The following is a 20,014-nucleotide window of genomic DNA, read 5'->3' on the forward strand; positions in this document are numbered from 1 at the left end:
GCCAACCGGTCTGCATGGCCAGTCCACCATGGACAGAGGAGGGAACCGGGCCCACAACCGGATGGTGTGCCGGAGAGTCCAGCCGACCGGCGGGGCGAACCAAATACCTGCCGGGTGGACCGCGAGTGCGACGGGTGAAGTTTCGCCTCGTGACGCCGAATGCCCATAATGACCCGGTGGATGAACGATCAGGCACCGACGTGACGCCTCGGCAGCGCCTCCCTTTATGGGCGGTGGACGTGGCCTTGGTCGCCCTGGCGATACTGGACGCGTGGCTCGGCCTTGAGCAGGCCGCGGCGAGCTCTCAGATAGCGGCCGGTGTCGCGATACTCGCGCTCCTGATCCGGCGGCGGTATCCCTACGTCAGTTTCGTGCTGACTCTGCCGATGCTGGCGTTGTCGTTTTCGGTCGTCGCAGTTCTGATCGCGCTGTACAGCGTCGCGGTCACGACACGCGACCGGCGCATGATCACGTTGTGCGCGGCGGTCGTGATCCTCGGCTACGCCGTGCCATGGCACGGCCAGATCGACGTGGAATCGGGGCGGTCCGTCCTGGTCGACGCGCTTTACGCGCTGTTGATGGGGGCGGCGCCCGCTGTCCTCGGTCAGCTTGTGCAGGCGCGAAGGGATCTGACGTTGCGGCTCAAGGAAATCGCCGAGGCGCGCGATCACGAGCGGCTGCTGATCGAACAGACGATCCTGGCCAAGGAGCGGGCTCAGCTGGCCCGTGAGATGCACGACGTCGTCTCGCACCAGGTCAGTCTCATCGCGGTGCAGGCCGGGGTACTGCAGGTCACCCCGGCAGGTCCGGATACGAAGGACGTCGCGTCCTCCATTCGACGGCTCAGCGTCGACACCCTCGATGAGCTTCGCCATATGGTGGCGCTGCTGCGGGCGTCCGGCGGCGCGGAAACGGATCTCGCCCCACAGCCGACGCTCGCCGTGCTGCCGGCGCTGGTCGCCAACAGCGGCATCGAGACGACGGTCGAAGGCGAGCTGCCGTCCGATGTGGACGCCGCCACACAGCGGGCGGTCTACCGCACGGTTCAGGAAGCGCTGACCAACGTGCGTAAACACGCGCCGGGGGCCGCCGCGGCCGTGCACCTGTGGCACCACGAGAACGGCATGGGGGTCACGATCACCAACGGCCCGTCGACTCGGCCGACACTGTCCCTGCCGAGCGCGCAACACGGTTTGATCGGCCTACGGGAGCGAGCCGAGCTCCTGGACGGGACCCTGGCAGCCGGGCCGACACCCGGCGGGGGATACCGGGTGCGGCTCAGCCTTCCGGCGGTTCAAGGCTGAGTTCAGTCTCGATCCCGCAACAGCCCCGCACGTTGCGCGAGCAGCGCCGCCTGGACCCGGCTGTTCACTTTGAGCTTGGTCAGGATCGCGCTGACATGATCCTTGATCGTGCCCACGCTGAGATGCACCCTGGCGCCGATGTCCGCATTGGACAGCCCCTCGGCGATCAGCACCAGGACATCGCGCTCCCGGTCGGTCAGCTGCGCCACACCGTCGACGGCTTTCGAATCGGCGCCCGAATCGAGGAATCCGTCCACAACGGACCGGGTGACCTTCGGGGAAAGCACCACCCCGCCGCTCGCCAAGGTCCGCACCAGCTGTGCGAGGTGTTCCGGCTCGGTGTCCTTGAGCAGGAAACCAGCGGCGCCCGAGCGGAGCGCGGTCGCGATGTACTCGTCCGAGTCGAACGTGGTCAGCATGGCCACGACCGGCGGATTGGGCAGGGCGCGCAGCTGCCGCAGGATGGTCAAGCCGTCGACGTCCGGCATACGGATGTCGAGCAGTACGACGTCCGGCTTGTGCACCCCGATCTCGCGCACCGCCTGCGCACCGGTCGCGGTGGCCACCACGTCGATGTCGCCGGCGGCACGCAGGATCAGCTGGAATCCCGAACGGACCAGCGCCTCATCGTCCACCACCACTACCCGGATCACATTCCACTCCTACCCGCGCCGCCGGACACCGGGAAGAGAATAAGCGCCATCGTCACGATCCCGCGCATCGTGTTCAGAAGTCCCACACATCGTCGAAACCGACGTCGTCCGGGGCGAACATGTCCTGACCGCCCGCTTCGAAACCGTCTTGCCAGGTCTGCGCCGCGGCGACACCCGCCATTCCCACGAACAGCGAACCGAACAGTACGGCCGCTCCGGCGCCCCATGCGCCACCGATCAGCGCCGACTTCCACCAGGGGCGGTTGTACCAGCCCTCCGGCACCGGACGGCCTGCGACCTGGCCACCGGGGTAGTAGTGCGGCGTGTCGTGCCCGGGCCGCGGCGACGCCTCGTACGTCTCGCCCTCGACTTCGACCTTCCGATGCTCCGTCACCGCGCCCGCCCGCGCCCGCGCGGCGTCCGCCGGGAGCGCGGGCCCCGGATCCAAATCCATCGCGACGCGTGCCGCGCGGATGTAGTAAAGCCCTTCCAACGCGGTCTCCTTGGCCAATCCGGCCTGCTCGACCGTCCGAGCCAGGTCCAGCTGCGACCCCGCGGCGGTGTACCGCTCCGACGCATCCGCCAAGGCCTGCTTCGCCGCGGCGTTGGTGCCGGTCAGATGCATCACCTGACCGGCGAGCCGCTCGACCCAGCGGCGTGCCTCGGACAGCGCGTCGTCCAACTGCCGCTTTCTGGCCACAGCCTGGAAACGCATGAAGAGCAGGCCGGCCCCGAAAGCGAGGGCGGCCAGCACGACCAGGACAATCGCGATACTCACGAAGAACACTCCAAAGTAGTGACGGGATTTCGCTTGAGGGGGTCGTGAGTGGTATGGCCGGTTAGTACTGCAACGGCACTTGGGTGGTGTGTGGTAGATCATCGTTGTGGTGGTCGATGTGGTGTTGGATCAGTTGGATCGGGTGCATGAGCGGATCGCGGGCCGGTTTGCGCGGTCGGAGCCGCGTGGCCGGGCTCGGGAGTATGTGGCTGGGCTGGTCGCGGGGTTGGAGCGCAAGAACGGGTGGACGCTGGCCGAGCAGGCTGGTGAGGTGTCGCCGGATGGCATGCAGCGGCTGCTGCGGCGGGCGGACTGGGACATCGACGGTGTGCGGGACGACCTGCGGGACTACGTGGTCGAGCATCTCGGTGAGCCGGGTGGCGTGCTGATCGTGGACGAGACCGGGTTCTTGAAGAAAGGTGTTCGTTCGGCGGGGGTGCAGCGCCAATATTCCGGGACCGCGGGCCGGGTCGAGAACTGCCAGATCGGCACGTTCCTTGCTTACGCGTCCGAGCGGGGACATGTGCTGATCGACCGGGAGTTGTATCTGCCCGAGTCGTGGCTGGCCGATCCCGGCCGGTGCCGCCGCGCGGAAATCCCGGCCGATACTGAGTTTTCGACGAAGCCGCGGCAGGCGATGGTGATGCTCGAGCGGGCGTTCGCCGCGGGCGTGCCGTTCGCGTGGGTCACCGCCGACGAGGCCTACGGACAAGCTCAGTATCTGCGGGACTGGCTCGAAGCCCATGATGCCGCGCACGTGCTGGCCCTCAAGGTCAGCGACACCCTGATCACCACCGACGGCGGGAAGGCCCGGGCCGGCGAGCTGATCGCGGACCTGCCAGTCAAGGCGTGGCGGCGGTTGTCGGTCGGTGCCGGTGCGCACGGGCCCCGCGAGTTCGACTGGGCCAGGACCGAGATCCGCACCGGCTGGCGGGCAGGGCGGGGGCACTGGCTGCTCGCTCGCCGCTCGATTGCCGATCCGACCGAGATCGCCTACTACGTCTGCTACGGGCCACGCCGCTCGACGCTGCTGGACCTGACCTGGACCGCCGGGTCCCGCTGGCGGATCGAGGAATGCTTCCAGCAAGCCAAGAACGAGGCCGGGCTCGACCACTACCAAGTCCGGTCCTGGCGGGCATGGTATGCCCACATCACCTTGTCGATGCTCGCCCATGCCTGGCTCGCCGTCGCCAGATCCCTTGCCATAAAAGGGGAATCGGCGTCGACGAGCCAGGCATGATCGGATTCACGCTACCGGAGATCCGACGCCTGCTCACCAAGCTGGTCCTGCGTGTCGCCGACGCCGCAGACCACATCTGGGCCTGGTCATACTTCCGCCGCCGACGACAACACCAAGCCCGCCTCAGCCACTACAAACGCCGCGGCTACCCAATCACATAACTGCCGTTGCAGTATTAGAACCGGCCATACCACTCACGACCCAGGTGACTCACCGGACGAATTTCGCGGCCTTGGTGGCGAGGTGGAGCAGGTATTCCAGTGGTCCGCGGCGGAAGAAGCGGGACCAGAGCCAGGCGAAGACGGTGGCCCCGATGATGAACCAGAGCAGCACCATGGCGGAGTTGTTCCCGGCGCCCTGGCTCTTTCCGAGGGCCCCGATCTGCGCGCCCACCAGGAAGTGGCCGACGTAGAGGGTCAGCGACATGGTGCCAACGGCGATGACCGGCGCCATCAGCCGACGCAGCCAGGACAGCCGGGTCAGCAGCACCGTCGCCCCCACCACCACGATGATCGCGATGCCCACACTGCCGACCAGGTCGAAGGTGGAGGAGCTGTGCGGCCTGGCCAGCAGCAGGCCCCAGCCCGATCCGTCCATCCCTTTCGGTCCGCCTTCGGCCATGAATTTCCCGCCTTCGGCCATCGATTCGGCGGCCGCCGGCCCCGCCTTCTCGGCACCGCGGCCCCAAGGCTGCTCCGCGACTTCCCGAAGGCCGTCGAAGAACTTGGTCAGCAGCCAAGGCAATCCGTAGCCGAACGTGATGAGCGCGGCGCCGACCGCGGCCAGCCGCCGCCGCACCGCACCGGATCCGAGGTCCACCCGTCCCAGTGCCATCCCGGCGACGACGAACGTCATCCAGGTGATGGTCGGATACAGACCGGTGACAAGCAGGTCCAGTACGCCTACGTTGCTGAGCCGCTTGAGCGGGTCATAAGCGTTGAAGGTCTCCGCGACGGGTCCGCTCAGCAGCGCCGACAGGCCGACCTTCGCCAGCGGGGTGAAGACCGCGAGCACCGCCGCGATGATCGCGAGCGTCTTTGCCCGAAGCCGCAACAGAGGCAGCGCCAGTAGGAAGTACACCCCGTAATAGGCGAGGATGACCACGGTTCCGGCATCGGTCATCGCCAGCGCGGTACCCATCGCGAGCAGGATCACGGCGCGGATCACGATCCGGGCGCGTGCCTGCCGTCCCGCCACACCGGTCTTCGGTTCCATCCGGCCGGCGATCAGCATCAGCGAGAACCCCGCGAGGGTGGCGAAAAGTGCCGAAGCCCGGCCTTCCGCCAGCCCCAGCAGCCAGCCGCCGAACCCGCTCACCGAGGTCGGCGCCGGTCCGAGGTGCACCGCGTACATGCCGAACACAGCGAGCGCGCGGGCCAGGTCCACCCCGACCAGCCGCGCGGTCGACGGAACGGCCTCGGGCGGCACGGCAGGCTCGGATTGCAGGCGAGGTGGTGAACCTGATGAGGATTCGATCTGCGACATATCCACAACGTCGCAGTTTTGAAGTCCGCAGCCCATCCGGCAGCGGCCGGTTCCGGCCAGGCCGACCGGATGGTGTTTTCCGGTCACCTGACGGTCGGGAGTCGCCGCAAGTCCGATGAAGTCGGCTCAGGGATTCACATACCGTCGCCGGGAGACAATGTTCAGGACACCGGGAGAGAATTCATGCGACGCACAGCAGTCGCCGTGGCCGTGGCAACCTGCCTCGTCGTGACGGGATGTGGCGGCCAGCCGAGCAAGCCGTCCTCCGCGAGCTCGGCCAGCACATCGAAGAGCGCGACCCCGCAAGTAATGAAATTCGGCGAGGAGCGGGCAGGTAAGCGCGGCGTCATTTCCGTCGGCAAACCCGACGGCTACGATTTGCCCGCTGATCCGCAACGGTCGAAAGAACTGACACGTGGCGCGAAGTTCACCATCACCGTTCGTAACACGGCCAAAAAGGCGCTGGAGGCTTCGGCCTTCACCTTCGCCGCGACTACGAACGGTGCCGCGTCGGTGAGCATCACCGACGCGGCCAAGGGCATCGGGGACAAGCTCCCTGCCGATGTCCTTCCTGGCGCGGATCGCACCTTCGGGTTCGTCGTGGCGCTACCGGCCAACGCGGCTGAGGTGACGGTCAAGGTCACCTACCAGGGTGTCAATCCGCTCTATTGGACCGGCACCGCCTGACCCGCGCCATCGAGTGTCCGTACCGGGGGCCGACCGGCTGGTCGCGGGCAGCCACCTGGCGGGCGTTTCCGGCTGGGTAACCGATGCCGGATGGCCCCGGCCTCGCGCAGGATTGAAGCAGAGGAAGGGAGATCCCATGGAACACGAAGACCGGCAGCTCATTCTTGGCCTCGCCGACCGACTTCGCCAGGCCCAGCCGGTGTACAAGGACCCGGAGGCCGCCGACCTGATCGCCAGGCAGATCGCCAGTCAGCCGGATGCGATGTACCGCTTGGTGGGCGCCGTCCTGGTGCAGGAGGACGCCCTGCGTAACGCGAAGACACGCATCGCCGAACTGGAGCGTTCCGCGCCTTACCAGGACCCGTATGGGAATCACCGGGACCCATATGGGGCGCAGCGGGACCCGTACGGCCAGGCCCCGGCGCAGTCCGGCGGCGGATTCCTCTCGGGCATGTTCGGCCGTGGCCGCGACACCGGGGAAGCCCAGCAGGGCCGCCCGGGGGGAGGAGGGTTCCTCAAGACGGCGGCCGCGGCCGCGGCGGGTGTCGCCGGCGGCGGTCTGCTGCTTGGCGGGCTCACCGGAGCCTTCAGCGGAAACGAGGCCTCCGCGGGCGAGCAACAGCACCACGGCGGCCAGGACGGCGGGATGGACCACGGCGGCGACGATCAGTGGTGACCCGCGAAGAACCACCGATGGTTGCTGTCGTCCTCCCCGCGTAGCAGCAGTCGTCGGTACAACCGGCGGCGGTTCATTCCCCGAGGCCCCGTGAGCCGCCGCCGGGCCCCCTTATGACGGCTACCGGCCGAAGGAGTTGCCATGGGTATTCCCATCCCAGTGGTCCCTCGTGAGATCGTCGAACACGCACAGGCGACCGGGGCACTCGAATCCCCTTGGATCTGGGGGACTTTCGTGTCGCTGGCCGTCGTGGCCGCGATGCTCGCATTCCGGTTCCGTGGACGGGCCCGAGCACGCCGAAGCGCCATCGCGGTCATGCTGTGTTGTGTCCTGCTTGGCGCGGTCACCGCCACCAATAGTTACGTCGGCTATATCCGGACGCCACGAGACCTCGCGCTTTTGTTCCAGCGTGGCGGTGGACCGCTGCGTGCGCTTGGCGAGATGATCGACGACGGATCCGCCGACTCGCGACCCCGCCCGGCCGGCCTCGCCACCCCCGGCGGCGCCCACTCGCCGATCATCGAACGTCTCGCCGTCCCCGATCCCGCCAACGCCGTGCCGGAGGGGCGGACGTTCGTGTTGCTTCCACCCGGCTACCACGACCGCGCCAACGACAACCGGCGCTATCCCGTCACTTACCTCGTGCACGGCTTTCCCGCCGCTCCGGAAGACTGGCTCGGCGCCGGTGACGCGCCGGGGACCCTGCGCATGGCCTACCAGCACCGGGCGATCGCTCCGATGATCGTCGTGTCCGTCGATCTGACCGCGGGGCAGCCCGGACGTGACCTCGACGGTCTCGACATGCCTGGTGGTCCTCGTCTGGAAACCTACCTGGCGCACACGGTCGTCACCACGATCGACCGGCAGTACCGGACCATCCCCGATCGCACCCACCGGGCACTGGGCGGCATGTCAGGCGGCGCCTTCGCCGCCTTGAACATCGGCCTGCACCACACCGACAAGTTCGCGGCGCTGCTGCTCACCATGCCGTACGACACCACCACCAACGGCACGTTGCTCGGCGCCGGCCCGGCACTCGTCGCCGCCAACACACCGCGGACCTACCTGCCCACCATGCCGTTCCCGGACCCGGTCGCCACCATCCTCACCGCCGGAACCGGCGCCCCAGCGGATATCACCACCGCGAACCGCATCGCCGACGCTCTCCACGCCCGCGGGCAGGGCGCTGTCGTCCACTTGCAGCGCGGCTACAACCACACCTGGCATACCGCTCGCGCCGCCCTTCCTTACCTGCTCGCCTTCGCGGACCAGGTGTTCAAGAACGGGCCCAGGTAAGGCACGGCCAGTTCCCGTTACGAGCATCCGGGGATCGTCCGCAAAGGACATGGGCGAGGTGCACCCGTCGATCCACAAAGGAGCGTGCATGACGGAGAGACTTCGCACGACCTTTCTCGACGCCGCGTTGATCGTGGCCGCCGTGGTCGAGGGAGCGCTGACAGCGATCAACGAGGAGTCGTCGACCGCTCTCGCCCTGTACGTGCTCGCCGTACTCGGGGTCCTGGTGCGCGAGCGTTGGCCGCTGACGTCCTTCGTGGTGACTTTGCCCGCTGTGGTGTTCTCCGGCGCGATCGTCGCGGCGATAGTCACGCTGTACACCGTGGCCGGCCGCCACCGGAACTGGTGGCTGCTCGCGGGTTGCTGGCTGGTCACCACGGGCAGCGTCGCCTTTCCGTTGTTGGACGCCGCTCCGCAGTTTTGGCGAGCCGAGATGCTGCTCGGTGTCATCTACGTGACCATGACGGCGGGAGCGCCGATCCTTCTCGGCCGGTTCCTGCACAGCAGGCGCGAGCTGGCACTGCGGCTGGACGAAGTCAAAGAGGCCAGGGAGCACGAACGGCGGCTGGACGCCCAGGCGGTCCTGGCCAAGGAACGCAACCAGCTGGCCCGCGAGATGCATGACGTCGTCTCGCATCAGGTGAGCCTCATCGCGGTGCAGGCGGGCGCGATGAAGGTCAGCACCACGGACCCCGCGTCGAAGGCGGCGGCGGAAAAGGTAAGGCAGCTGTCGGTGAACACGCTCGACGAGCTGCGGCACATGGTGAACCTGCTGCGCGCCTCCGGTACACCGGCGACCGAACTCACACCTCAGCCCACGCTGACCGACCTCCGCAGGCTCATCGACAACAGTGCGATCGACGCCCGGCTCGTCGGGGACGCCCCCGAGTACCTCGAGCCGCCGGTGCAGCGGGCCATCTACCGCACCATCCAGGAAGCGCTGACCAACGTGCGCAAGCACGCGCCCGGCGCCGCCGTCACCATCGACATCGGCCGGGACGACACCGACCTGACCGTCACCGTCACCAACACCCGGCCCACCAGGCCGACACTCGCCCTGCCCAGCGCCCGCCACGGGCTCGTCGGATTGCAGGAACGGGCCGCGCTGTTGGGCGGAAGGCTGCACACCGGATCGATGCCCGACGGTGGCTTCCGGCTCAGGCTGCGGCTCCCGCTCACGGCTCATGGATGACGCCGGTAAGCAGCTGTGTCGCGGCGAAGTCGGCGTACAGCAGATCGTTCGCGAGTAGCTCGTCGTGCGTGCCGGTCGCCCGCACGATTCCGTTGTCCAGCACCACGATCCGGTCCGCCTGCGTGACCGTCGACAGCCGATGCGCCACCACGATGACGGTCATCGTCTTTGCCACCCTCGTGACCACGTCGCGGATCGCCATCTCGTTCGCGGCGTCGAGTTGTGACGTGATCTCGTCGAGCAGCAGGAGACGAGGACGCCGGATCAGGGCACGGGCGAGCGCGACCCGTTGCCGTTCACCGCCGGACAGGAAGTTGCCGCGGTGTCCGACAGCGGTGTCCAACCCGTCCGGCAGGCGGTCGACGAGCGTATCCAGCCGCGTCTGCGCCACCGTGTCGCGGATCTCGTCCTCGGAGGCGTCCGGTCGGCCGTAGACGAGGTTGTCCCGCAACGTCCCGGAGAGCAGTGGGGCATCCTGTTCGACGTATCCGATGTCCGCACGCAGGCTCGCCAGATCCCAGTTCTTCAAGTCGCGGCCGTCCAGCAGGATCCGACCGGAGTCCGGTTCGTGGAATCTCTCGACCAACCCGAAGAGGGTGGATTTGCCCGCACCGGAGGGACCGACGAACGCCGTCATGCCGACCGCCGGGATGTCGACGCTCACGCCACACAGGACCTCCGGCCGGTCCGGACCGTACCGGACCCGCACGTCCTCGAAGACGAGGCCTTCTCCTCGCTGCCCGACCACAGCCGGCTCGGCGCCATCGGAAGCGGTCCGCTCGGCCGGCAACGTCTCGATCTCGGACAGGCGACGAATCGCGGCCAGCCCGATCTGCAGCCTGCTGCCCGCGTGCAGCAGCTGCCCGATCGGTTCGTGCAAATAGAACAGGAACAGCAGGAAAGCCACCAAAGAGGACAGTGACATGGCGCCGGTCGCGACCCGTGCACCACCGATGCCGAGCACGGCGAGGAAGGACGCCTGGACCGCGAGGGTGTTCGCACCGTGCACCAGCGACTCCCACCGCGCCGAACGGACACCGGCACGCCATGCGTCCTCGGCGCCGCGTTCGATCGCGGCGATCTCCCTGGTTTCGGCGCCGGCGGCCTTGACGGTGCGGAAGGCGCCGAGCACACGCTCCAGCCGCGCACCGGTCTCGCCGACCGCGCTCTGAGCGGCGTGGGAGGCCTTCTCGATCATCGGCATTCCAGCGGCGGCGAGCAGGCCGACGAGCAGGAGCACCGCCAGGGTGATGCCCAGCAGGGCAAGGTCCATGAAGCCCATCATCACGACCATCACGATGGTCGTCGCCGTGCCGGTGACCAGTGCGACGAACGCGTGGGTGCACACCTCGCGCAGCAACGTCGTGTCGCTCGTGAACCGGGACAGCAGGTCGCCGGGCTCAGCGCGTTGCACGGCGGGCACGCGCAACGAGATCAGCCGTCGGGCCAGCCGTTTCCTGGCGACCAGCACGACCGACTCGCCGGCCCGTTCGAGCAGGTAGTCGCCGACCACCGAGATCGCGGCACCGGCCAGCGCGAGGCCGACCAGCAGCGCCAGCAGACCGGTGATCCCGGCACGCGAGTCCAGGCGGTCCACCAGCGCCTTCGCCGCCAGGGGCTGGGCCGCGGCGGCGAGGCCGCCGAGCAGGACGAGTGCTCCTCCGAAGAGGACAGTGCGTCGCTGGGGCTTGACGTATCCCACGAGCATTCGCCAGGCTGAGCGGTCGATCGGGGTGCGCACGGTGAAACAACTCCGTTTTCTCTGGTCACTTTGCGGAAGAGCGCGATCCGGGCACGCTGGGGTGCGGCGTACGTCGGCTCTTCGATCTTCCGCCGCGCGGCGGAAGATCGCGACACCCGTGAACCGGTCGGACCAGCCGGCCACCTGGCGGGACCGTGCCCGCTGACCGGCGGGGGTGGACACCCGGTAACCACTGCGTACGAGGTTGGGCGATCCACAATGGTCATAGTCGACCGATAAGCCTCGCGCCGGCATCGAATCAAGACGCCGCCTATCGCGGCAGGGCGATGATTGTTCTCACGACGTCGATTGGATCGACGTGATGATGGTCGCCCCCGCCGGAGGCGCGAGCAGCGCGGTTCCGGCCGATCCGAAGGCAACACGCCCGAAGGTGGCCGAAGGTTGCCTCGGCAGGAAATCCCATGTCCGATTTCGCGTGTGCTTGAAAATCCTTGCGGCGAGCCGTGCCGGAGTTGCACGATCCGAATCGATCATCAGAGTTTCAGCGAAAGCGGGACGGAATGAGCAGCAGGACGGTTCGGCGCGTGTTTTCGGTACTTCTGGTGCTGATCACGGGAATCTTGGCCATGGTGCAACCCGCCATGGCCGAGCGCGGCGGCGGCAACTACTACTACCAGGGCACCGCTTCGTCGATCATCACCACATGGGGCGACTCGTGCGACGAAGTGGAGAATGTCGCCGACTGGTCCATGCGGACCCAGGTATGGGGCAACTTCTCCGGCAGCAACGTCTACATCGACCGCATCGACGTCATCAACGAGACGAACATCGATTTGCATTTCGGCCAGTATTCGATCTCCGACGACGGTGGCTCCTGGCAGGTGCCGATCAGCGGGATCAGCCCGAACAACCGGGCCACGGTCTACCCGCGCCGGTGGATCACCGGCAGCCACATGCTGCACTGGTTCACCGCCAGCCCGTGGGGCCAGAGCGGCGCTTGCTACAACGGCGCGCCGATCCGCCTGTCGGTCATCCGCTACTGACTTCCGACCCATGAAAGGCTCGTGAGCGTTGCGGGCGGTTCTATTGGGCGGAGGGGCAAAGGTGTCATGTCGTGGTGGGCGACCTTGGCCTGCTTCAGCCCTGGCCGCGAAAGAGTGACTGTGGAGGGTTTGCGGTGACGGTTGCGGGCGAGTGGTAACTCTGCTCCGTTGGATGCAGCGGAGTTACCACTCGCGGACCTCCTCGTGAAGCGAGGGGGCCCCCGAGTGCGTACTACGCACCCAACGGCCCCCTCACTTCAAGCCCGCCCGAGGCTTACGGGCACCCCGCCGGACTTGGTGAAGGAGTCCCTCACCAGCCAGCCACATTCGGCTTTCCGCGCAATAACCGCCCGCAACGCTCGCGACCCCGGCGTTGCCCAAGCCGAGAGCGACCAGATCGTCACAGCGCTGGTCGCCAAGTCTTCGCCGCACCCGCACTGAGCGATGCACCGGTTCGCGTTCGCGCGGTGCGGTCACCAGTGCTCCTTGTCGTGTCCGCGAACCGGACAGGTGATGTCTCGACACATTCGATCGCCGGCAACCTTCGCTTATGACCGTTTCTGATCGAAAATGCCGTAATTGGTTGACTCCACCACGTCGCAGACTGAAAGTGACAGACATCACCGCAACGGAGGAAGCAATGAGGCTTCGGGGATCATCGCAGACGGTTGGCAAACAAGGGAAAACAGGCGTGTTCGAACGCGTCGAACCTGCTGAACCGTGGTGTCGCCCGGAGCGTGGAAAAGGCTTGGAGGAAGATCGCTGGTGACGTTTGATCGGCTGGCAATGTGTCTGCAATAGCCGACTCGATCTCGGCCGACGGCGTCGCTTCGAGAGAGCCTTCGTCGAAGCGATTCGATTCCTTGTCGGCATTACTCCCGGAATAGGAATAGTCCTGCGCCGGTTCATGCGGGCAACCAAGGCGCCCATCGGCGGTCACGCCTGGGATGTCCGCAATGTGCTCGCTGTGCTGAGGTGGAGCCGAAGCCGTGGGCCGGCTTCGAAATCACCTCTTCGTCTGGCGGGGCGGCTTCATGACCTGCGGCTACTCGCGATCTGCCCCTCCTGACCGGAGGGTGCCGTCACGGTCGTGGCGGTGCACTCCGCCGCATTCCCGTGCCGGAAGAACACGTGGCGCGGGAATGCGGCCTCCAGCCTCCACGCGGCGCGTCGGCGGTCGTCGTGGCGGAATGCCGTCCGCGGTTCAGGTTGAGTGATTGATCGCGCGCTCGGTGCGCTCTCCGCATTTGACGACCGAAGTGTCGGCAAGCTGTGCACGTTCACAGAAGACTGCGTCGGTGGTCTTGAAAACGTCCCAGAGATACGGTTCTATCTAGGCTAAGCCTGGTGGCGGTGCCCTGTGAACGTTCACAGACGTACGGTTCCCACGGCTCGTCACGTCGTCGATCGAAGGAGATCGAGTGACCGAATACAGGATCGGCAGCGGTTTGAAGAGCGGGCCGTTCGCTGTCGGAGCGTCCTGTGAAGCGCCTGCGTTTGGCAAGCCGCCTGCTCGCTGGTCGTCGAGCGGGTCCCGCTATGCACGTACGGCAAACCCGACAGGAGAATCCATGTCTCTCAAACGCAACGCTATCGTTTTGGCCGGTATGGCGGTCGTCGCCGTGGTGCCCGTTCCCTCGGCGGTGGCGGCGCCGTCGGCGTTGCCACCGCAGTGTTCGGGTACGGCGCCGATCAAGTGTCATTTCGCCGTCTCGCCGGGCAACTACGACGTCACCGTGGGGCTCGGCAGTTCCGCGAAGGCGGCGAACACCTCGATGTCGGTCGAGGCGCGCAGGCAGGTTCTGAACGCGGTCTCGACGAGCGCGGGCCAGGTCGTCCCCACCACCGTCACGGTCAATGTGCGCAATCCCGAGGGGCAGCCCACCGGGCAGGGCGGCACCGGCACGCCGGGCCTGGACATCACGTTCGGTGGCAGCGCGCCTGCGATCACCTCGTTGACGGTGACCGCTGCCGCGTCACCGCTGGTGGCGTACGTGGCGGGGGACTCGACGGTGTGTGACCAGATGCTCGCGCCTTGGACGGGGTGGGGGCAGGAACTGCCGTCGAGTATCCGCAACGGTGCGGTGGTCGCGAACTACTCGGACTCCGGGGAAAGCTCGGGGAGCTTCTTGTCCAACAGTGCGTTGTTTCCCCGGATGAAGCCGTTGATCAAGAGCAAGGACCTGGTGTTCATCCAGTTCGGGCACAACGACAAGCAGACGACGGCGACGGCGTTCCGGGACAACCTGACCAAGATGATCAACGGGGTGCGGGACCGTGGCGGTGTGCCGGTGCTGGTGACGCCGCCGGTGCGGCGGCAGTTCAGCGGGAGCAAGCTGACTCCGACCGCGTTGCACGTCAACGGCAAGGGTGTGGACCTGCCCGCGGTGATGCGGGCGCTGGGCAGCAGTGCGAACGTGCCGGTGATCGACCTGACGGCCAAGAGCAAGGCACTGGTGGAATCCCTCGGCCCGTCCGCGTCGCAACGGCTCTACCTCACCCAGGCCACCGACGGCGTCAAGGACAACACCCACTTCTCCGTGTATGGCGCGACCCAGATGGCGAACCTGGTCGTGCAGGGCATCCGCGAGAAGAACCTCTCCCTCGTCGCCTACCTCCGCTGAACCCTGACCGGCTCGTGAACGGAAGTACTGGAGTGAACGGATGAAACCCGTTGTCTTGGTCCGTGCCGTCGTGGCTTCAGCGGCTGTGGCGGCCACGGTCGCCGGCATTCCGGTGGCTGCCGCCGGTCCCGCGGCGGCCACCACCTACTACGTCGCGCCGTCGGGCAGTGACAGTGCCGCCGGGACGCAGGCCGCCCCGTGGGCGTCGATCGCCCACGCCCAGGCCGTCGCCAAGCCTGGCGACACGGTTTATTTCCGGGGTGGCACCTACACCTACTCCCGCGCGAACAAGAACTGTGCGAGCCAGACCGACCGGGTGGACGCGATCACCCTGAACAAGAGCGGGAGTTCCGGCAGCCCGATCCGGTACTGGGCGTATCCGGGGGAGAAGCCGGTGTTCGACTTCGCCCGCATGAAGGACGACTGCCGGATCAAGGGCTTCGACGTCACCGGCAGCTGGATCCACCTCAAGGGCCTGGAAGTCAAGGGCGTGCCCCAGAACAACAACCGCAACCACGAATCCTGGGGCATCTGGATCTCGGGCAGCAAGAACATCTTCGAGTTGATCGACACCCACCACCACATGGGGGCCGGTCTGTTCATCCAGAACGGCGGCGGCAACCTCGTCCTCAACTCCGACTCGCACGACAACTACGACCCCCGCACCTCCAACGGTGCGGGGGAAAGCGGTGACGGGTTCGGCGCGCACATCTCCGCCGGCAACCCCGGCAACGTGTTCCGCGGCTGCCGCGCGTGGTGGAACTCCGACGACGGGTTCGACCTGATCAGCGCCTACTCGTCGGTGACCATCGAGAACTCCTGGGCGTGGCGCAACGGGTACGTGCCGGGCACCACCACGAGCGCGGGCAACGGAAACGGCTTCAAGGCAGGCGGCTACGGCGGCAACTACGATTCCGGAGCCGTCAAGCACACGGTCCGAAACTCGGTGGCGTTCCTCAACCGGACGGCAGGCTTCTACGCCAACCACCACCCTCTCGCCAACGACTACTTCAACAACACCAGCTACGGCAACCGCGTCGACTTCAACATGCTCGGCGTCACCACCAGCGGCGCGGCCGTCGGCCGGGGCAACCTGCGCAACAACATCGCCTACACGGGCACCCTCACGTCCAACATGAACGGCACGAACGCCGCGAACAACTCCTGGAACCTCGGCGGCACCCTGTCGGACGCGCAGTTCCAGAGCGTGTCGACAGCCGGCTGGGAATCACCTCGCCAGGCCGACGGCAGCCTGCCGGTGCGGCCCAATCTCCGGCTCGCCGCGAACAGCAGCCTGATCGACAAGGGCACCGATGTCGGACTGCCTTACAACGGGAAGGCGCCGGACCTCGGTGCCTTCGAATCCTGAACCGGGAACTCCGATCGCACAGTGGCCGTCCAAACGAAGGATATGAAATGATAAAAGCTTCCAAACGAATGATCGTAGCGGCGCTGTTTCCGCTTGTGCTGGCGCTGGCCACGGTCGGAGGGTCCGCCAGCGCCACCGCGGCGACTCCGGCGCCGCAGGCGGCTGCGGGGGCCACGATCCAGAACGACGTGTTCCGGAAGGACACCGCTGGGAACCCGATCTATTCCCAGGGCGGGGGTGTGCTGAAGGTCGGTGATACGTACTACTGGTACGGGGCCAAGTACAACGGCGCGGTCACCTATTACAACAATCCCGCCGCCGGGAAGAACGGCAACACTTCCTTGAGCGCGATCACGATCTATTCGTCCACCGATCTGGCGCACTGGAAGTTCGAAGGCAACGCGATGACCGCCTCGGACCTCGGGGGAGCGGGCTGGGTCGGCCGGATCGGTGTCGCGCGCAACCCCAACACGGGCAAGTACGTGCTGATTTCCCAGCTCAACAGCGAGCTGGTGTTCGGGACGAGCAGCACGCCGAACGGCCACTTCACCAAGGCGGCCACGCAGTCGAACATCGCCAACGTCTCCACCGGCATGTCCGGCGACCAGTCGGTCTTCGTCGACGACGACGGAAAGGCGTACCTGGCCTTCAGCAACAAGAGCGGCCGGTCCCATCTGTACGTCGCGGCGCTGCGGCCGTCGGACTACCTGCACGTCGAACCTGCCGCGAACATCTACAACAGCTCCGCGGGTGGCCGTGAAGGCAACGTCATGTTCAAGTACAAGGGGACGTACTACGTCTGTTCGTCCGATCTGCACGGTTGGAACGCGTCTCACACGTACTGCAACACCTCGACCAAGGTTTCGAGCGGGTATGGCCCGGAGTTCGTGATGCAGGGCACGGACGCCGACTTCTCGCACGTGACGCAGACCGGCCTGACGTTCACGGTGACCGGCTCCCAGGGTTCGTTCGTGATGTTCGGTGGTGACCGTTGGAGTGACTTCGCCGGTAACGGCATCGGTTACAACCAGTGGGTGCCGGTCACCTTCGACGGGACGAAGCCGGTGTTCCATTCGTTGAGCCAGTGGAACGTGGATGCGGCCGCGGGGACGTGGTCGGTCGGTGCGGGCAACAACCACGTGCTGAACCCGAGTGCGGAGGCCGACCGGGTGGCACAGAACAACCTCGCCGGGTGGACCATCACCGGTGGGAACGTGAACAGCAACAAGCAGGGCGGGCACACGGGGCGCTGGTCGATCGCGCAGAGTTCTTCGTCCGCGTACAACGCCTCGCGGTACCAGAACATCTCGCTGCCGAATGGGACGTACACGCTGTCGGCGTGGGTCAAGAGCAGCGGCGGCCAGAAGAAGGCGACCATCTTCGCGAAGAACTTCGGAGGAAGTGAGCTGAGCTCGTCGATCAACCGGTCGATCGGCAGCTGGACGAAGGTGACGATCTCCGGGATCACGGTGACCAACGGGTCGATCCAGGTGGGCGTGTCCTCCGAAGCGAACGCGGGCAACTGGGTGAACGTCGACGACTTCAGCCTGGTGCAGGGCTAGCCGCCGGGTTCGCGGCACGCCGCGGCCATCGGGTGAGTCCCCGACGCCGTCACGAATTCACGCAGAAGGGACTTGCCCATGCGTAGTACGTCCATCTTCGGCCGGTGGCTGGCCGCGGCCGCCGGAAACCTGCTGATGATCGCGCCGATCTCGGTGGTGCCCGGCACCACCGGTACTGCCGCTGCCGCCGTGGGCACGAGCACGGCCGCCGCCAACCGGTACCGGACGGTCACCGACTTCGATCCCGGCTGGCTGTTCAACTACGGCGACGCGAGCGGCGCCGGCGGTGCGTCCTACAACGACGGCGGCTGGCGCAAGCTCAGCGTGCCGCACGACTGGAGCATCGAGGGGCGCACTCCGCCGTCGAACCCGTTCTCTCAGTCCGCGCCGAGCACGGGCCGCGGCGGGTACCTTCCCTCGGGCATCGGCTGGTACCGCAAGCACTTCTCGCTGGGCGCGCTGCCCGCCGGGCGCAAGGTGTTCCTCGAGTTCGACGGCGTGATGGCCAACGCGAGCGTGTACGTCAACGGCACGCTCATCGGCACCCACCCGTACGGGTACACCGGTTTCCGTTACGACATCACGGCGGCGGCGAAGTTCGGCGGTGCCGACAACGTGGTCGCCGTCAAGACCGACACGACGTCGCAGCCTGCGTCCCGCTACTACACGGGCGCCGGAATCCACCGCGACGTCCGGCTCATCGCGACCGACCCGGTGCACGTCGGCCAGTGGGCCACTCGGGTCACGACGCCGGGCAACAACACCGTGCGCGCGGAGACCACGGTGGTCAACGAAGGCGGCTCGGCGGCGAGCGTCAGCGTCCAGGGCATGCTCAGCGACCCGGGCGGGGCCGCGCTGCCCGCGGTCACGACGGCGGCCAAGACCATCGCGGCCGGGGCGTCGGCCACCTTCGCCTACGACGTGCCGGTGCACAGCCCGAAGCTGTGGGACCTGGCGAACCCGAACCTGTACTCGCTGGCCACCACCGTCCTCGCCGCCGGCACCGCGGTGGACGACGACGTCACGTCCGTGGGCATCCGCACGCTGACGTTCGACGCCTCGACCGGCATGAGCCTCAACGGCAAGAACGTGAAGTTCCAGGGTGTCGCGTTGCACCAGGACTTCCACGGGCTCGGGATGGCCGCGCCGCAGCGGGCCGTGCAGCGGCGGCTCGCTCAGCTGAAGGCGCTCGGGGTGAACGCCATCCGTACCGCGCACGATCCCCCGAGCCCGGCCTTCCTCGAGCTCACCGACCGGATGGGGTTCCTGGTCCTCGACGAGTTCTTCGACGTCTGGACCAGGCACAAGTACGCCGACGTGGGTGACTACGCGACGTACTTCGGCCGGACGGCGGCCGCGCCGACCGGCACGCCGGCGGTGCCCGGCGCGAACGGCTCGGTGCCGTGGTACCAGGTGGACGCCACCAGCGTGATCATGCGCGACCGCAACCACCCGAGCGTGGCGATGTGGAGCACTGGCAACGAGATCCGCGACCCGATCGCGACCCGGACACCCCTGCTGACCCGGATGGTCGCCATCGCGCACAGCCTGGACCCGGGCCGTCCGGTGACACAGGCCCTGTTCCGGCCGGGTGACAGCGGCGACGTCACCGGGGCCACCCGGACCATCGTGGACGTCTTCGGCGGCAACTACCGGCCGGACGAGGTCATCCGGGCGATGAAGATGTCGCCTGCGCGGCCCGGGCTGTTCACCGAGATGGGCACCGACACGTCGGCGTGGACGAAGGTGAAGAACAACCCGGGCGTCACCGGCCTGTTCGTCTGGACCGGTGCGGCGTACCTGGGGGAGGCCGACGGGCTGTGGCCACGCGGTGAGACGGACTTCGGCCTGCTGGACGGGGTGGGCACGGCCCGGCCGATCGCGTACTCCTGGCAACGTGCCTGGGGAGCGCCGCCGACGTCACCCCCGCCGACCGGCACCACGGCGAGCCAGGTGGTGCTCAACCCGGATCACAGCACCGTGTCGACGGACATCGACGACGTCTCGTACGTGAAGGCGACTGTGGCCGACTCGTCCGGGCGGGTGGTGACCGGCTCCTCCGCCGCGATCACCTTCGGCATCAGCGGACCTGGGGTGCTCGTCGCGGTCGACAGTGGCAGCCCGGTGCAGGAGACCTTCCGCGGCAGCGTGCGCAAGGCGTACCAGGGAGTTGCGTACGCGCTGGTAAGGGCTACCGGGGCGGGCACTATCACGGTGACCGCGAGTGCCGGCGGGCTGCGTCTCGGCTCGACCACCCTGACCGGCACCGCGGCACCGTTCGTGCCCTGCTCCGGAAGTTGCGACTGAGAGCCTGCCTGGGTCAGTTCGCGTGCTCGACCCACCATCGGCGGCCTGCTGGATGTGCGCCCGCAACACTCACGAGGGTGAATGAATCGTCGCTGA

General features: G+C 67.1%; 16 protein-coding genes. 11 read left to right on the plus strand and 5 right to left on the minus strand.

The window, feature by feature from the left end:
- The first annotated feature begins 176 nt into the window (after positions 1–176).
- Positions 177–1,304 (plus strand): sensor histidine kinase, encoded by a 1,128-nt coding sequence (locus ACFV15_RS24220; protein WP_378352858.1) that lies wholly within the window; start codon positions 177–179, stop codon positions 1,302–1,304.
- A gap of 2 nt (positions 1,305–1,306) precedes the next feature.
- On the opposite strand, the gene ACFV15_RS24225 is transcribed toward ACFV15_RS24220, so the two are convergent.
- A complete protein-coding gene (locus tag ACFV15_RS24225) occupies positions 1,307–1,957 on the minus strand; it encodes a response regulator (RefSeq protein ID WP_378352859.1) in 651 nt (216 codons plus the stop codon).
- A gap of 73 nt (positions 1,958–2,030) precedes the next feature.
- A complete protein-coding gene (locus ACFV15_RS24230; RefSeq protein WP_378352860.1) occupies positions 2,031–2,735 on the minus strand; it encodes a hypothetical protein in 705 nt (234 codons plus the stop codon).
- 106 nt (positions 2,736–2,841) lie between these two features.
- On the opposite strand from ACFV15_RS24230, the gene ACFV15_RS24235 reads away from it, so the two are divergent.
- Positions 2,842–3,975: an IS701 family transposase gene (locus tag ACFV15_RS24235; RefSeq protein ID WP_378352861.1), complete on the plus strand. Its 1,134-nt coding sequence runs from the start codon at positions 2,842–2,844 to the stop codon at positions 3,973–3,975.
- 210 nt (positions 3,976–4,185) lie between these two features.
- On the opposite strand, the gene ACFV15_RS24240 is transcribed toward ACFV15_RS24235, so the two are convergent.
- Positions 4,186–5,460: a DUF418 domain-containing protein gene (locus ACFV15_RS24240; RefSeq protein ID WP_378352862.1), complete on the minus strand. Its 1,275-nt coding sequence runs from the start codon at positions 5,458–5,460 to the stop codon at positions 4,186–4,188.
- A gap of 18 nt (positions 5,461–5,478) precedes the next feature.
- On the opposite strand from ACFV15_RS24240, the gene ACFV15_RS24245 reads away from it, so the two are divergent.
- The 4 genes from ACFV15_RS24245 to ACFV15_RS24260 all read left to right on the plus strand — a co-directional run bounded on the left by ACFV15_RS24245 (position 5,479) and on the right by ACFV15_RS24260 (position 9,311).
- Positions 5,479–6,147: a hypothetical protein gene (locus ACFV15_RS24245; protein ID WP_378352863.1), complete on the plus strand. Its 669-nt coding sequence runs from the start codon at positions 5,479–5,481 to the stop codon at positions 6,145–6,147.
- Positions 6,148–6,283: 136 nt separating this feature from the next.
- Positions 6,284–6,823, plus strand: a complete 540-nt coding sequence (locus tag ACFV15_RS24250) for a DUF2076 domain-containing protein (protein WP_378352864.1) — start codon at positions 6,284–6,286, stop codon at positions 6,821–6,823.
- A gap of 141 nt (positions 6,824–6,964) precedes the next feature.
- Positions 6,965–8,119 (plus strand): alpha/beta hydrolase, encoded by a 1,155-nt coding sequence (locus tag ACFV15_RS24255; protein WP_378352865.1) that lies wholly within the window; start codon positions 6,965–6,967, stop codon positions 8,117–8,119.
- Between the two features lie 88 nt (positions 8,120–8,207).
- The gene (locus ACFV15_RS24260) at positions 8,208–9,311 is read left to right on the plus strand and encodes a sensor histidine kinase (RefSeq protein WP_378352866.1); all 1,104 of its coding nucleotides are present in this window, start codon (positions 8,208–8,210) and stop codon (positions 9,309–9,311) included.
- Here ACFV15_RS24260 and ACFV15_RS24265 read toward each other — a convergent pair.
- A complete protein-coding gene (locus tag ACFV15_RS24265; protein ID WP_378352867.1) occupies positions 9,295–11,052 on the minus strand; it encodes an ABC transporter ATP-binding protein in 1,758 nt (585 codons plus the stop codon). The genes ACFV15_RS24260 and ACFV15_RS24265 overlap by 17 nt on opposite strands.
- Before the next feature lie 545 nt (positions 11,053–11,597).
- On the opposite strand from ACFV15_RS24265, the gene ACFV15_RS24270 reads away from it, so the two are divergent.
- A complete protein-coding gene (locus tag ACFV15_RS24270) occupies positions 11,598–12,056 on the plus strand; it encodes a hypothetical protein (RefSeq protein WP_378352868.1) in 459 nt (152 codons plus the stop codon).
- A 655-nt stretch (positions 12,057–12,711) separates the two neighbouring features.
- On the opposite strand, the gene ACFV15_RS24275 is transcribed toward ACFV15_RS24270, so the two are convergent.
- Positions 12,712–12,996, minus strand: a complete 285-nt coding sequence (locus ACFV15_RS24275) for a hypothetical protein (RefSeq protein WP_378352869.1) — start codon at positions 12,994–12,996, stop codon at positions 12,712–12,714.
- Positions 12,997–13,627: 631 nt separating this feature from the next.
- On the opposite strand from ACFV15_RS24275, the gene ACFV15_RS24280 reads away from it, so the two are divergent.
- From ACFV15_RS24280 to ACFV15_RS24295, 4 genes are all read left to right on the plus strand, one after another.
- Positions 13,628–14,680 carry a rhamnogalacturonan acetylesterase gene (locus ACFV15_RS24280; protein WP_378352870.1) on the plus strand — a complete coding sequence of 351 codons (1,053 nt, stop codon included), beginning with the start codon at positions 13,628–13,630 and terminating at the stop codon, positions 14,678–14,680.
- 40 nt (positions 14,681–14,720) lie between these two features.
- Complete coding sequence (locus ACFV15_RS24285) at positions 14,721–16,049, plus strand: right-handed parallel beta-helix repeat-containing protein (RefSeq protein WP_378352871.1); 1,329 nt, start codon at positions 14,721–14,723, stop codon at positions 16,047–16,049.
- A 68-nt stretch (positions 16,050–16,117) separates the two neighbouring features.
- The gene (locus ACFV15_RS24290; protein WP_378352872.1) at positions 16,118–17,611 is read left to right on the plus strand and encodes a family 43 glycosylhydrolase; all 1,494 of its coding nucleotides are present in this window, start codon (positions 16,118–16,120) and stop codon (positions 17,609–17,611) included.
- Positions 17,612–17,689: 78 nt separating this feature from the next.
- Positions 17,690–19,918 carry a glycoside hydrolase family 2 TIM barrel-domain containing protein gene (locus tag ACFV15_RS24295; RefSeq protein ID WP_378352873.1) on the plus strand — a complete coding sequence of 743 codons (2,229 nt, stop codon included), beginning with the start codon at positions 17,690–17,692 and terminating at the stop codon, positions 19,916–19,918.
- Positions 19,919–20,014 lie beyond the last annotated feature (96 nt).

The sequence above is a fragment of the Amycolatopsis sp. NPDC059657 genome, assembly GCF_042734395.1.
Classification (GTDB): Bacteria; Actinomycetota; Actinomycetes; order Mycobacteriales; family Pseudonocardiaceae; genus Amycolatopsis.